16 protein-coding genes are annotated in these 14672 nt (G+C 36.9%); 3 read left to right on the forward strand and 13 right to left on the reverse strand.

The window, feature by feature from the left end; genetic code table 11:
* Window positions 1-39 precede the first annotated feature (39 nt).
* The 4 genes from CVD27_RS16700 to CVD27_RS16715 all read right to left on the reverse strand — a co-directional run bounded on the left by CVD27_RS16700 (window position 40) and on the right by CVD27_RS16715 (window position 3020).
* Entirely contained in the window at window positions 40-693 is a 654-nt protein-coding gene (locus tag CVD27_RS16700; protein ID WP_101649034.1) for a histidine phosphatase family protein, read from the reverse strand.
* Window positions 694-877: 184 nt separating this feature from the next.
* Complete coding sequence (locus CVD27_RS16705; protein ID WP_101649035.1) at window positions 878-1072, reverse strand: IDEAL domain-containing protein; 195 nt, start codon at window positions 1070-1072, stop codon at window positions 878-880.
* A gap of 204 nt (window positions 1073-1276) precedes the next feature.
* On the reverse strand, window positions 1277-2119 hold the full coding sequence (locus CVD27_RS16710) for an ABC transporter permease subunit (protein ID WP_101649036.1): 843 nt from the start codon (window positions 2117-2119) through the stop codon (window positions 1277-1279).
* Window positions 2112-3020, reverse strand: a complete 909-nt coding sequence (locus CVD27_RS16715; RefSeq protein ID WP_101649037.1) for an ABC transporter ATP-binding protein — start codon at window positions 3018-3020, stop codon at window positions 2112-2114. The genes CVD27_RS16710 and CVD27_RS16715 overlap by 8 nt, the downstream gene beginning before the upstream one ends.
* Before the next feature lie 243 nt (window positions 3021-3263).
* On the opposite strand from CVD27_RS16715, the gene CVD27_RS16720 reads away from it, so the two are divergent.
* Entirely contained in the window at window positions 3264-4109 is an 846-nt protein-coding gene (locus CVD27_RS16720) for an alpha/beta fold hydrolase (RefSeq protein ID WP_101649038.1), read from the forward strand.
* A gap of 97 nt (window positions 4110-4206) precedes the next feature.
* On the opposite strand, the gene CVD27_RS16725 is transcribed toward CVD27_RS16720, so the two are convergent.
* Complete coding sequence (locus CVD27_RS16725; protein WP_101649039.1) at window positions 4207-4806, reverse strand: response regulator transcription factor; 600 nt, start codon at window positions 4804-4806, stop codon at window positions 4207-4209.
* Window positions 4803-5939 carry a sensor histidine kinase gene (locus CVD27_RS16730; RefSeq protein ID WP_101649040.1) on the reverse strand — a complete coding sequence of 379 codons (1137 nt, stop codon included), beginning with the start codon at window positions 5937-5939 and terminating at the stop codon, window positions 4803-4805. The genes CVD27_RS16725 and CVD27_RS16730 overlap by 4 nt, the downstream gene beginning before the upstream one ends.
* Window positions 5940-6194: 255 nt before the next feature.
* On the opposite strand from CVD27_RS16730, the gene CVD27_RS16735 reads away from it, so the two are divergent.
* Window positions 6195-6974: an alpha/beta fold hydrolase gene (locus tag CVD27_RS16735; protein ID WP_101649041.1), complete on the forward strand. Its 780-nt coding sequence runs from the start codon at window positions 6195-6197 to the stop codon at window positions 6972-6974.
* A gap of 77 nt (window positions 6975-7051) precedes the next feature.
* Here the strand turns inward: CVD27_RS16735 and CVD27_RS16740 are convergent, their stop codons facing one another.
* From CVD27_RS16740 to CVD27_RS16765, 6 genes are read right to left on the reverse strand one after another with little or no spacing between them, the layout of a single operon-like run.
* The gene (locus tag CVD27_RS16740; RefSeq protein WP_101649042.1) at window positions 7052-8119 is read right to left on the reverse strand and encodes an alpha/beta fold hydrolase; all 1068 of its coding nucleotides are present in this window, start codon (window positions 8117-8119) and stop codon (window positions 7052-7054) included.
* Window positions 8120-8141: 22 nt separating this feature from the next.
* On the reverse strand, window positions 8142-8708 hold the full coding sequence (locus CVD27_RS16745; protein WP_101649043.1) for a polyhydroxyalkanoate biosynthesis repressor PhaR: 567 nt from the start codon (window positions 8706-8708) through the stop codon (window positions 8142-8144).
* 33 nt (window positions 8709-8741) lie between these two features.
* The gene (locus tag CVD27_RS16750; protein WP_101649044.1) at window positions 8742-9338 is read right to left on the reverse strand and encodes a hypothetical protein; all 597 of its coding nucleotides are present in this window, start codon (window positions 9336-9338) and stop codon (window positions 8742-8744) included.
* On the reverse strand, window positions 9325-9801 hold the full coding sequence (locus CVD27_RS16755) for a hypothetical protein (protein ID WP_101649045.1): 477 nt from the start codon (window positions 9799-9801) through the stop codon (window positions 9325-9327). The genes CVD27_RS16750 and CVD27_RS16755 overlap by 14 nt, the downstream gene beginning before the upstream one ends.
* Before the next feature lie 31 nt (window positions 9802-9832).
* Window positions 9833-10612 (reverse strand): SDR family oxidoreductase, encoded by a 780-nt coding sequence (locus tag CVD27_RS16760; RefSeq protein WP_101649046.1) that lies wholly within the window; start codon window positions 10610-10612, stop codon window positions 9833-9835.
* Window positions 10613-10625: 13 nt separating this feature from the next.
* Window positions 10626-12260: a long-chain-fatty-acid--CoA ligase gene (locus CVD27_RS16765; RefSeq protein ID WP_101649047.1), complete on the reverse strand. Its 1635-nt coding sequence runs from the start codon at window positions 12258-12260 to the stop codon at window positions 10626-10628.
* A 501-nt stretch (window positions 12261-12761) separates the two neighbouring features.
* On the opposite strand from CVD27_RS16765, the gene CVD27_RS16770 reads away from it, so the two are divergent.
* Window positions 12762-13565 carry an alpha/beta fold hydrolase gene (locus CVD27_RS16770; protein WP_101649048.1) on the forward strand — a complete coding sequence of 268 codons (804 nt, stop codon included), beginning with the start codon at window positions 12762-12764 and terminating at the stop codon, window positions 13563-13565.
* A 53-nt stretch (window positions 13566-13618) separates the two neighbouring features.
* On the opposite strand, the gene CVD27_RS16775 is transcribed toward CVD27_RS16770, so the two are convergent.
* Entirely contained in the window at window positions 13619-14500 is an 882-nt protein-coding gene (locus CVD27_RS16775) for a GNAT family N-acetyltransferase (RefSeq protein ID WP_101649049.1), read from the reverse strand.
* Window positions 14501-14672 lie beyond the last annotated feature (172 nt).

Below are 14672 nucleotides of genomic sequence, written 5' to 3' on the forward strand. Positions count from 1 at the left end.
AATAGTTATTTTTTTAAACTTTGTAAAAAATAAATTTACTTATTGATTAAAAGAAATTACTTTATAATTGTTATTAAAATACTCTATGACAGAAACACTAGAATTTTTGATTTCCATAGTATTTTCAAATTCAGTAGAAAATTTACTTATGATGTGTCTAATGATTACGCCATGAGTCACAAGTAATATATTTTCATGGTTATGTTCATTTGAGGATACTATTTCATTCAATCCTTTATCAATTCTCTCCCATAGCTCATGATAATTCTCGGCATGACGAAATGGGTCCGATTGTTTAATAAAATTCATCACTTCTTCCAAGGTATGTTTTTGAAATAATTCACTAGAGTTCGAACAGCCATTGTCTTGAGCTACTTTTCTAAAAGTGACTTCAGAATATTCCCCTTCAAAGCTGCCAAAGAAACTTTCTCTAAAGGCTTTTCTTCTATTGATCGAAAGGTTCTTACTGTAATGATTTTGCTGAAGGATCATTTCCGCTGTTTCTACTGTTCTGCCAGAATCACTTGTATATACTCGGGCAAATGGAACATCTGCCAGTTTCATCCCAGTTTCGATTGCTATTGCTTTTCCTTCTTCAGTAAGTGGACTATCTGCCCAGCCTTGCATTTTTTTATATCGGTTTAAATATGTTTCCCCATGTCTGATTAAATACAAATTAAATTTAGTATCCATTAGGTCCCCCTGCTTATAAAATTGCCCTTAGAAAATTAACTCTTTGAAACTGATTATATCAGCAGCCACTGCCAAGATGCCACAACACATTCTCCCTGGTAGGACATGGTGGTTAAAACAGAAAGAAGCCCTTATCCGTGTCAGGATAGGGCCGTTTATTAATATTTGATTAGGATAGTAAATGTTATGAAATTTTCTTTAGCTCTTCTGTTAATTTAAGGAATAACTCCTTATCCCCATCTTGTAATGTTTGGTCGATTTCCTTTCGGATTTTCTCCCTTTTAAATTCAAGCAGGGCATTGTTTAGGAACATCTCAGCAATAACAGCATCTTGATTCTCATCCGAATGTTGTGGTGAATTTAGTAATTTCTTTTCCATGGAAATCAACTCCTTGAGCTTTTTTTTATTATACAAGGAGTTTTCAAAAAATTCAAACACTTTATTTCAATTTTTTAAAAAAATTTTATAATAAGTTTAAATACTTAGTTTATGTTGTTTTTGGTGTCAGGCACCAAAGGAAGACACCGTCCATTTCAGGAGGACAAACCACTGGAGGACACGCCATATCATACCTCCATTATATTAATGGATCTGGCTTTCAAATAGCGCATTTCTTTGATTATATTTTGTAATCATTTTTAGTATGAAGATGTTAGCAATTAGTAACCCTGCCCCGATGAGAAGGAGTACTAATGGACTTAAGAAGAATAAGCCGCTCGCTTGACTGATAATTATTCCTACAACGGGCAATACCATCATCCCACCATACTGCTGGGCTTCTTGAAATGATTTTACTCTAGCCGAGACTAACACATTCAAAACGATATTAAAAATCACTACAGCTGGAATGACCCATACCATTAATAAAAGCCATGTAGTATTTAAAAATAAAATCTCATGAAAGTATGGGTAGGTAATGATATTTATAATAATGGCATTTAATAAAAAGGCTGCAAACGTAATTAGAAGCGAGGGAATAAAGGCTGCTGCTACTTTCCCTATGAAGAGCTCCTTCACGGTTATCGGAGCAAACAATAAGGTTTCAAGTGTGTTTCGTTCTTTTTCTCCAGCAAAGCTATTGGATGCAGTTACCATTGAATTAATAATTGCGGCCATTAAGAAAAAGGGAATCATCATAAAGTTTAAAAAGAAATAAACAGATTTGTATCCCAAATTAGGCAGGGACAAAAGTGTATTCCTCATATGATCATTAGGAAAGTTATTGATAAAGGAAGTAATGGGTTTCTCTAAATCTTTGGAATTCTCTCCAACTAGACCTGTATGAAGCCCAGCATAAGCAAAAAGAGCTGGTAACAAAATACAAAGGATGACAGGTAAAATCACCATAGGTACCCATACCTTTTTAGATGAAAAGGTAATTTTAATATCCTTTTGAACAATTGCTGTTATAATTTGTTTATTCATATTCCCCACCTCTAATCTTGAAATAAAGTGTTTCAAGGCCTCTGTTTGTGATTTCACTAGAGTATATCCAAGACTCTGATAAGATTTCCTTTAATAATGGGCTTATTTGTTTCTTAGAAAGCAGGGTGAATTCTAAGTGGACAGGACTCTTTCTTTTATATGGAAAACCCTTAAAAAGCTTAGAGTCAGCTGGCTGAAGCCCAGTCTCTACTAAAAGGTTAATTTCCTTTAGATACTTATCCTCCAACTCTCTTCTTGTTCCCTGTTCAATCAATCGACCTTCCTTTAAAAAAAGGAAGGAATCACAAATCGTTTCAAGTTGATGAAGGACATGAGAGCAAATTAATATCGTCACTCCCTCCTCTGCATTCACCTTCCTTAATAAATCGATGACATCATTAATCCCTTCTGGGTCTAGTCCATTTGTTGGTTCATCAAGAAACAAGAGTCTTGGCTTATGTATCAGTGCTTTGGCTATAGATAACCGTTTTTTCATACCTGTTGAGAAAGTTCCAACTAATTGGTCTTTCTTATCATACAATTCGAATTGTTCTAATAAGAGTTTGATACGCTTCGGATCAAAGGCATTATAGATCTTCGCAAAAAAAACAAGGTTATCCCAAGCACTCATATCGTGGTAAAGTGCCGCACTCTCCGTTATGATTCCTGCTTTATTTCTAATCTCATCCCCTTGATTCTTTGGATTATAGTTCATAACGTTCATTGTGCCGCTTGTTGCATCAATTACGCCATTAAGCAATCGAATAAGCGTAGTTTTTCCGGCTCCATTTGGTCCAAGCAGGCCAATAATTGATCCCTCTACAATCGTAAACGAAACATCCTTTAAAATGGTACGTCCATTAAACTCCTTCTCCACATGAAACGCCTCAATAATATTCAACCCTATTCCCCCTTGAAAACTTGGTGTCAGGCACCAACGAAGTACATTTGTATCTATACAATGGACACAAAATTAGAGCACTTTTGATTTAATCTTATCAGATCCACCTAGTAACTTTGTACTAATTTTTAGAAAAAAGACACACAAATTCCTACATTTCCCTTTAGGTGTTAAAAGCATTTTTTGCAAAGTGAGGGGAAAATTAAGTTTAACTATTTTTTTGTGGAACAGGAGGAAAAATGTATGGAGCAGGCTGCTTTCACCGGCCATCAAACGGTAAATAATATTAATGTGTATTATGAATTTTATCCTCATCAAACAGAGAAAGAAACGTTTGTTTTATTACATGGATTTCTTTCTTCCACCTTTACATTTCGCCATTTAATTTCTTTGTTAAAAAAGGATTATCAGGTGTTATCAATCGATCTTCCCCCGTTTGGCAAAAGCGGCAAATGTAATCAGTATGTGTATTCCTATAAAAACCTTGCTCAAACAGTTATCCAATTAACTGAATCCTTAGGCCTTAAAAAGATGACCTTTATCGGTCATTCAATGGGAGGGCAAATCGTTCTAAACATACTCCATATGGTGCCAGATATTGCAGACAAAGCGATTCTCCTTTGCAGTTCTGCTTACTTAAAACGTTCCAAGTTACCTTTAATCTTAACTAGTTATTTGCCCTATTTTCACCGTTTTGTTAAATACTATTTCGCTCGTACTGGAGTACGGAAGAATCTCCAGGATGCCTTATATAATCATTCCATCATTAATGAAGATATGATCAATGGCTATCTACAACCCTTTTTACAAGATGAAATTTTTAGAGCCTTAACTAGAATGATACGTGACCGGGAGGGCGATTTACCGGGTGAAGTACTTAACCAAATAAAAACACCATGTTTATTAATTTGGGGTGATCATGATAGGTCCATGCCACTCAAAGTAGGTGAAAAGTTAAATAAGGATTTGATTAACTCTGAACTCATAGTATTAAAGGAAACAGGCCATGCTGTTCCAGAAGAACGTCCTATAGAGGTAGTCGAATATATTAAAAACTTTTTAGAAAAATACCAAACAGCCGTAGAGTAAAGCTTATTCCCCCTTGCAAAGCGAAGCACCTAGAGCGGAAAACAACATCCAAGTTTTCCACGGCCAAAAAATAAAGGTGTATTCCCCGGAATACACCTCATTTAAACCAGCCCTTTTCCTTTGATTGGGTAATGGCTTCTATTCTGTTTTTAACTTCTAGTTTATCTAAGATAATTGAAATATAATTTCGAACAGTCCCCGCTTTGATACTCAGTGTCTCAGCGATTTCCTTGGTATTTTTTCCATCTGCAACAAGCTCTAGCACTTCTTTTTCTCTGTCAGTCAATGGATTTTCTTCTCCATACACATCATCCATTAATTCAGGCGCATAAATTCGTCTGCCCGCCATCACATTTCGAATCGAACTTGCCAGCTCTTCACTTGGACTATCCTTTAATAAGTAGCCGCTGACTCCCGCTTTTAAAGCACGCTGAAAATAACCAGTCCGTGCAAACGTCGTTAAAATGATAACCTTGCATCCAAGTCCTTTTAGATCCTCCGCAGCTTCTAGGCCGCTTTTACCAGGCATTTCAATGTCCATAATGCATACATCTGGCTTGTAATTCTTTACAAGCTCTACAGCCTCTATCCCATTTGAAGCTTTACCAATCACTTCCATATCATCCTCTAAATTAAGCAGGGATCCAAATGCACCCAAGAGCATTTGTTGATCTTCAGCAATAACTATTTTAATCATTTGTGATCCTCCTTATCGATTGGCTTTACATCATTAGGCACAGTGATGATTAAAGTGGTTCCGTCCTCCGTTAAAACCTCTAAACTGCCATTAATAAATTCTAGCCGTTCCTTCATGCCAATTAAACCATGCCCCGCGCACAGCTTATCCGCATCGCCCTTAAATACACCATCATCGTGTATGGTTAAGACCGTTTCCTTCCACAATTGTGAAATACCAATAGAGCAAGTTTTTGCCTCACTATGCTTTACCACATTGTTTACGGCTTCTTTTAAACACATACTCAAGATATTTTCGGTTAACAACGAAACATTCTGCAGTGCAAACTCACCTTTAGATTCAAAATTAATTTGGGCTGCTTTAATCATTTGTTTAACTCGGAAGATCTCATCTTTTAGACGAATGCCACGCATGGAAGAAACCATTTTTCTTACTTCACTTAAGGCAGTTCGTGCAGTTTGCTGTACATCTTTTAATTCATCCCGTGCCTGTTCAGGATCCTTTAGAATTAATTTTCGGGCCAAATCAGTTTTTAATCCGATGAGTGAAAGCTTTTGTCCAAGTGTGTCATGAAGGTCACGGGCAATTCGATTTCGCTCTTCAAATTTAACAAGTTCCGAAATTCGTTTATTTGCATCCTCAAGCTTCTCTTCAAGCTGTCCGCGCTCTTTCCGATTATGAATACTGAACGGGAGAAGAATGACACTAATCCAAATAATGATAACAAAGGGCAGCTGTTGAAGAAACAACTTTTCTTGCATGACAATATTATAGTTAATTGATGCAGACGTACTAATTAAATGTATAAAATATAAAGTTAAAAAAGCAATCCGATCCTTAATATTTCCGATAAAATAAGCAAGGAAAAAGGCAAAATAAACATAGCTGTAGAGACTGGATGCTGTAATGGATATTCCAATTAAAATCAGCGTCCATAGGTAAACGGGCCAGCCCTTAGAAATAAATGCAATTCGATAGAGAATAAAGAACACCAAAGTCAGTAATATTCCTAGAACAATCCCAAGCGTAGAGGAGGACTGTAATATAAAATAAAAAGGCAGGATACAAAGAATGGTCCAAATATATGGTGCAATGCCATTATTTTTTTGAAACGTCAAATACTTTTTGATCATAAAGAGTACCTCATTAATAAAAACTTCATACCGAAAAAAATTTTTTCCTCTTAATATTTCATTGTAGCTGATATCCATCTATCTTAAAACAAAATTCTACCAGCCTTACTGAATTTCTTTTATATATGTAAATTACATATATCCGTAATAATTAAATCCCTCTCCCTATATAATTAACTAATCAGAATTTTACAAATGTTTACACCTTACAAATCTTGGCAACATATGTTTATAAAAACATTAGGAGGAATGAAATTGGGAGAATTTTTTAGTGGCAGCTCATGTATTCCTTATTTACGATTTGGTGAGGGTGAACCATTAGTTTTTATTCATGGTCTTGGAGAAGTAAAAGAAGGCTGGTCAAACCAGTTTGAATTTGCTGATCAATATGAGTTAATAATACCAGATTTACGCGGCCATGGTGAATATCAAAATCCAGGAGAAATCTCCATAAAACACTTTGCTGAGGATGTCATTCATCTGTTAAAAGGCTTAAAGATTGAAAGCGCGCACATTTGCGGTTTGTCAATGGGAGGTATGGTAGCACAAGAGATTTATCGACAAGCCCCTGAAATGTGCCGTTCATTAATGCTTGTTAGTACTTTTCATTATGCTCCGGAAACATTAGGAAAACTATTTTTAAAATATCGAAAAGCTCATTCAGAAAAAAAATCACCTGATGTACTAAGAGAAACCGCTGCAAAGATTTGCCTTTATTCATGGAACAAAGATAATCTTGAAAAATTTTATCAGTTCTACCGTCCGAACCGAGAGTACCATTTTAAGGCGATGGAAGCGTGCCTGGAAGTAAATAATTTAACCTTGCTTCCAAAGATTAAGATTCCTACTTTAATCATTGGAGGACAATATGATTCGGTGACCCCTGTCTGGGTCCAGCTGCTCATGCACAAACAAATTCCTCACTCTGAATTTGTCATTTTTAGAAATACAGGACATATTGCCAAACTCGAAGCAAAGGATAGTTTTAATAAAGTACTGCGCAGCTTTTTAATTAAGCATAAAACAGCAAGTTGAGGAAGGAGGGATGAACTTCCTCCTCCACTTGCCTATACATATTATATATTTACTTGTACTTCATATTATGACTCATTTTAGAGCGGATTGGAACGACTAGCAGCCCATTGGTCGACGATTTTTGCAAACAGCCCTGTTAAAGCCAAGCTCACATGACCGGCTTCAACCGTGATATACGTTTTATCCTTACTTGAGGCTAAATCCATGATCGGTTTACTTTGGTCTTCGAGAATTAAATTATCCCGTGAACCGGAAACAACAAACAGATTGGCCTTTATATTTTTCAGGTCAACCTTTTTATTGCCGACCATCATTTCTCCTTTTACAAGCTTGTTCTCTTTAAAGAGATCATTGGCTAATTGTCGATACGCCTCACCGGCAAACGGCACCTGATCAAGTGTCCATTTATTCATCCGGCGCCATTTATCAACATACTTAGAATCGTGTGCACGGTGTAAAAGATTAGTATAATTGGTAAAATAGATGGGTGCACCGATTGCCCGGAACATACCCTCGACTAATTTAGGTGGAATAATTCCGTACGTATCAATAAAGCGGTCGATATTAATATCTCCTTCTCTAAAACCTTCTGCCCACTTATCAGGTCCAATAAATGGCTGAAAATCGATTGGAACGGTGGCGACAATTAAATTTCTGATCGGCTCTTCCGCTATCGACGCATAGATGGAAGCAATCGTCCCTCCTAAGCAATATCCAATGACAGTGATTTCCTTGGCCCCCGAATGGCGTATCGCCCGCTTTACAGCCGTCCGTAAATATTTCTCAATATACGTGTCCATTCCAATCTTCTTATCCTCATAACCAGGTGAACCCCAATCCAACAAATATACTTCATACCCCATGTTAGTAAGTCCCTCAATGACACTGGCCTTAGGGGCAATATCTAAAATATATGGTTTATTAAATAAGGAATAGACAAAAAATAATGGGATTTCGTATTTCTTCTTTTTCGCTGGATAATGCCATAAAACGGATTTATTCTTCCTCCAAATTTCATTTCTAGGAGTATGACCAATTTCCGGTTCTGGTTCACTTAGAACCTTAAACATATTCGCCCAGCGCTTCATTTCTTTGTCATAATCCAAGGTAGGAATAAAACCTTTTAACGCTGAATCCTCTGCCAATGGGATGTTCTCCCCCTTCTATTTAATTTCCTGAAGCAGAACCAGATAACACAGGCTCTACAGCCTTTTCTTCTTTAATTAAGTCTTTAATAGTCTCAAATTCTTGTTTAAAATCATTGAGCTTTAGTAATTCAAATTTCAATTCCTGTAGTTCCGCCTGCAAACTCCTAGTTTCGGCAAGTTCCTTTTTGGTTTTCACTAACTCTGTTTTTAATTGCTTGGTTAGTTTGATAATTTCCTTGGATACTTCGACAACACTTTCTATCTCTTTATTTTGGGACTTTACAGAATCCTGCAAATCCCAAATTTGTTCCTCTAGGGCTTCCATTTTCTCTTCCGTTTGAAGGGTTAGGTTCGCCACATTTGTTATATCAGTTTTTGTTGGCAAATTAAGAACACTTGCCAATGCTTCCTGATTCTTTTTAAAAGATTCAAGGTAACGTGAATGCAGATCTGTCCCTCTATGTGACATTTTTACATAGTCTTTATTATTGGATAATAGAAAGATAAAATCATTGATTTGCTTTTCCCACAATAAACTTAATTTATGAAGGGATTCATATGGATCGTAATTTTTTTTATCAGACATCTGCCAACACCTCTTATGATTTTGTTCATCCTATTACTTTTTCAAATATTTTTGAAAAGGTAATATCGCTGATTTAACCTGTCTTGTAAAAACATCAACAAATAATTTTTGGTTTTCATAAAGAACATTCGTTGTTTTCTTTACACTCTCGAGATACTTTTCACGTCCCTTTTTCCTCATTGAAATATACTGTTCAACAGCTTCTAATAACTTATCAAGTGCCTGAAGCTGCCCAGTAGTTAATTTTTGAAAAGGTGTAATAAGTAATTGAGCGGATTTATTTTGAATATCTTCCACTACCTGATTGATTTCCTCATACGACTTTACAGGGAAAAAATACTGCAGCGATGTAGTGGACATAAGAAGTTCCTCACGCGTTGCCTGTTCCCATTCTTTTAACTCTAATCCAAATTGGGCCGCAACCGTAATCACATTTTCTTGGTTTTGCTTTGCTTTCTCGACATAATTTCTTACAGCCTCTAAGAAACGCTCATCTTGTTTGTTAAAACGCTCCGCCCATGCATCTAATTCGTCAAAACCAATCTTCCATAAAAGGTCAAGGCTTGAAAGCTCCTTTTCTAATTCCTCTACCTCTTGAATTTCTAAAACTTTTCCACTATTTTCTACCATTGTCCTCTTCCTCCTTAGTAAAATCCATTTCAAATAATTGCTTTAATTCTTGAAGATCTTTCTCTAATGTTTGAATGTTACTGCTTAGTTTAGCTTGTGTCTCGCTCTTTAAGAAGTCGGACCATTCCTCCAATAATTCCCGAACCATTCTCAGTTTTCTTTGATTGGTCTTTTGCAGGTTGATCGTCTGGTAAATAGATTCATCCAAAGAATCTATCTCTTCCTCAATCTCTACGATTCTATTGGAAAGGGCTGCAAATTCATCCTTTGTGGGAAGGTTCATACGATTTAACCATCTAGTCGTTAATCGCTTAGATATCCTTAATTCTCTAAGATGTGAATCCATAGCCTTTCCAACAGCCGCTGTAAAGGCCCGGGAATTGGTACTAGCATGAATTCTCTTATTTATTTCTGCCTCGATTTGTTTATAAAATTGAATGGTGTCTTGTTGTTTAGAATTCATGTTTAACCTCTTAAATTATTGCCTGCTAAAATTACTGGACGGTGGCTGTGGTTCCCCCATCAACAACCAAAATGTGTCCGTACACATAGTTAGAAGCATCTGATGCTAAAAACAATGCCGGCCCCTTCATATCGTCATTTGAACCAAAACGGCCTGCAGGTGTCCGCTCGAGTATTTTTTCGCCTGAATAATCAAGAATTGCCTTGGCCATCTTCGTTGGAAAGAATCCCGGAGCAATCGCATTGACATGGACATTGTACGGCGCTAACTTTACGGCTAAATCCTTAGTTAAGGTAATAACTGCTCCCTTACTTGCAGAGTAGCCAATTGCATCCATAACCAATGGATCTTGGCCGCCAAGACCTGCAATAGATGCAATATTTATAATTTTACCGGACCTTTGGTTGACCATGATTTTTCCCACAGCTTGGGAGAATAAGAAAACAGCCTTAAGGTTAATATCCATTACCTTATCCCACTTATCAGCCGGCATTTCTAATGCCGGCGCTCCCCAGCTTGTACCGCTATTGTTTACTAAAATATCAATCCTGCCAAATTCCTTTAAGGTTTCATCTACCACATGCTCGATATCCTCCGGATTAGATACGTCACATTTAAAGGCAAGTGCGCGAACCCCTTTTTCTTGAAGGGTTTCAACAATTTTCTTACAAGCATCTAAATTCCTGGAACAAATAACAATATTCGCTCCTGCTTCTGCATAAGCTGCCGCAATCTGTTGGCCAAGACCTCTGCCCCCGCCGGTTACAATTGCCGTTTTTCCTTTTAGACTAAAAAGCTCTTGAATATTCATGAAATCTCTCTCCCTAGTAAGCTTTTACTTTTAATAATTCTTGATCTCGTAAAACTCTTCTTAGTAATTTTCCAACTGAAGATTTCGGCAATTCAGAGCGGATTTCAACTTCCTTTGGTGCTTTATAGGGGGCAAGATTTTCCCTGCCAAATAGTATAATTTCCTCCTCGGTGGCAGAAAATCCTCCTTTTAGCTTTATAAATGCTTTTACTGTTTCCCCCCGGTATGAATCCGGCACTCCTATCACAAGCGCCTCTTCAACCGCTTCGTGCTGATAGAGGACGTCTTCAATCTCACTTGGATATACATTGTAACCGCTCGCAATAATCATATCCTTTTTACGGTCAACAATATAAAAATAGCCCTCCTCATCCATCTTGGCGATGTCTCCTGTAAACAACCATCCATCTTTAATTGTTTCCTTTGTATCCTCTGGACGATTCCAATAACCTTTCATCACCTGAGGTCCTTTGATGACTAATTCACCTTCAACACCTATAGGTGCATCAATATATCCCCCATCCTTTTGAAGGACTATTTTAGCAATGGTACTTTGTACAGGGATTCCAACACTGCCATATTTTCTAGGGACAAACGGCGGACTGAAAATAGCCGTTGGGGCGGATTCAGAAAGACCATATCCATCTAGCAGTTTAACCCCTGTCCTCTTCTCAAATAATTTGGCTGACTCCACTGGAAGCGGGGCCCCGCCGCAGCTAACGTAATATAATTGATCAAAACCGCAATCTTCCAATCCCGGCTGGCTGTTTAATGCAAAATACATGGTGGGAACACCAGACATTTGGAAAGGTTTTTCACGTTTAACGGTTTCCATGACTTCCTTTGGGTCAAAGCGCGGCAAAATTATCTGATTCGCGCCCTCTCGAATACCGCAAAGAGCTGTACTTGATAGTCCATAAACATGGAACATAGGCAGTACAGTAATCATTTTAAAATCCTCTGGTTTCTCACAGGTCTTATAAGCAAAATCACATACCTGATTAAAATTAGCTAGTAAATTAAGATGTGTTAGCATCACTCCCTTTGATGGGCCAGTGGTTCCGCCCGTATACTGAAGCAATGCAACATCATCTTCACGATCAATATGTACTTCAGGAATAATTATATTCTCATGGAGGAATTCGTCGAAGTATTGGTCTCCTTCTGCAAGAGCTGCTCTGTCGCCGCCTAGGCTGACCACAATGATTTTTTTCAAAGATGTTTTTGGTTGGACTTTTTTAACTTTATTGTATAGAGCATCTAGAACAACGATATATTGTGAGCCTGAATCAGTTAAAACATGTTCGATTTCTCTTTCTACGTACATAGGATTTACCTGAACAGCAATACCACCCAGGCGAAAAATCCCAAACAAGCTAAAAATATAGTGTGGGGAATTAGGAAGCATAATGGCGAAGCGGTCACCTTTTTGGAAACCGTCTTTATAAAGACCGGCGGCAAATTGGTCCGTAACTGCCAAGGTATCTTTAAAACTCCAAACCCTTCCATAAAATGTGAAAGCTGGTTTATCATTATACAGGTTAACTGCTCCTTGTAAAAAATCATAAAGGGAACGGTGTTTAATGGACACATGTTCATCAATTCTTGGATCATAAATTTTCAACCACGGCTTTTGCAGATAAACCATAAAAAAGATACCTCCTAAGAATTATCCTAACTTAGTAAATATTCCTTTTAATAACGCCGCAATTCTAAGAAGTAATTCTACTTATTAATAGAATATTGATATAATTATGATTATTGTTGGAAAATGCCGTTTTGTAAACCTTTCCTTCTCGACATTATTCAGCATTTTTTGATTCAAACATATACCTTTCCAACCACACTCCGAACAACCTTAAGTACCACAAGAATTTTGAAATCGCTATCATTTTTCAAACCTGTTGAACTTGATGAATTTTGTCGAAATGTTTTCTTGTTTATTTCGATTTTCGACAGTTGTAATAATCTAATATTCTCCATCTTTTTTGTGTCGTGTTTATTTATTTTTTAAAAAAATAATATTCTTCTATAAGATTTATTAACATAAATAGTTTCTATCAGTCTTTAAAATTTAGGTAAGCTTGTTCTTCTATGGAGTCTTTCTTCATATTATTTACTATTATTTGGAAAGGAAAGGGTGTATGGGATGCCTATAACCAATGCCAACGGGATTGACCTTTATTTTGAAATACACGGGGAAGGGGAGCCTTTGCTATTAATCATGGGGCTGGGATTGAATTCTAAATCCTGGTATAGAACTCTTCCGGTACTAAGTAAGCATTTTCAAGTAATTATTTTTGATAATCGAGGAACAGGTTCAAGCGGAAAACCCAATACTCCATACTCCATTGAACTAATGGCTGACGATAGCAAAGCTGTTCTGGATGCAGCAGGAATAGATTCCGCTCATATATATGGCATTTCCATGGGAGGCATGATTGCTCAAAGATTTGCTTTAAAATATCCAGAAAGGACTCGTTCCTTAATTCTTGGTTGTACCACATCAGGTGGAATAAATCATGTGCAACCTAGCATGGATGTGTCGATGATGTTGCTATCAAGAGGATCAACAATCGCAACACCTGAAGAAATGGCATGGGCCACAGCCCCCATTCTGTACAGCCAAGATTTTATTGAAAAGCATCGCGACATGGTGGCAGAAGATATTCAAAAAAGAATCGAAATACCTGTTAAGCCATTTGCTTACATGCTGCAGCTTCAGGCTTGCTTAGCCCATGATACCTATAGTGAAATTGACCAAATTAAAGTTCCTGTACTGGTCATTCATGGTAATGCAGATCGACTAGTGCCCTATGAAAACGGATTGACCTTAGCGGAAAAAATTCAGAACGCAGAATTATTAACGATTAATGGTGCGGGCCACATCTACGTGACAGAAGCAAATGACTTAGTAAATGAACGGATACTAGACTTTTTAAATAAACATTAATTAGAAAAAATGCCCGATTAGAGTCTAGTCGGGCATTTCTCTATACTATATTATTAGGCTTGAGCTGTAAGCGGATGTTTCACTCCACCCGTCAGTGAAATATTCCCTTGATTTTTTACAAAAAGAACCGTGCTCGAGTGGTATGGCAGTTCCGAAAACTCTAAACCGAAATAATCAGGATGATAATGAAAAATTACTCTTTTTGTCTCTGGAACAGCAATTTTACTAATAATGGTATGAATATCTATGTCCTCTTCCGAAACCACATCATAAATATGCATTTCCTTACCTTCATGTTGAAAAAGAACAAGTGCATTTTCCTCCTGAAGAAAATAGATATCCTGACTATAAACCATGATGCAATAAAACATGAAAAGCTCCTCCGTGCTTGTTGTGCCAAAAACCTGTGACACGCTCTTCCTTTTCGCCGCGATGGAATAAATAAACGATAAATCCCCTGCCTTCTTACCGTTTAATTTGATAATCCCTGAACCATTACCATTAGAAGCCTTATAGGTATAATCCATGTAATACTGCGCTTCTTCAAGCACTTGAAAACCAAACTTTGGATAGAATTCAAGTACTGTCTCGTTGGCAAATAAATAAATTAAATCAACATATTTAAAATCTTCAAGAACCATTTCCATAAGCTTTCTTGTTAAACCCTTATTTCGATAATCAGGATGGGTCATAACGGTTCCGATTTGTATAGCCGATTTTATTTCCCCATTAATAACTAAGTTTATGAGATTAGCGGACACATTTGCTACCACTTTCTGTTTATCCATATAGGAATATGGCTGGTATTTTTCTGTCCAAAAACCATGTTGATACCAGGTTTCAAATTGAATCCCAAAGGTATTTAAGGCTAGTTCATTCAAACTCCTCCGTAATAGAACATTATCTTTATAACCCTTAATAAACGTTAAAGTCATCCCAATCTCCCCCATAAACAAAAGTAATAAGGACATTTCAAGCAATATTAGTAGATTTCGCTAAATATTCCATTTCCCCTTTATTATCATCAAAAACATGAACCGAATTTCATGTTTCATTGACAAATCAGATGACATTATGTCATAATTGAACTATAGTTCAAATTTAAAT

This window comes from Neobacillus cucumis (genome assembly GCF_002860255.1).
Taxonomy (GTDB): Bacteria; Bacillota; Bacilli; order Bacillales; family Cytobacillaceae; genus Neobacillus; species Neobacillus cucumis_A.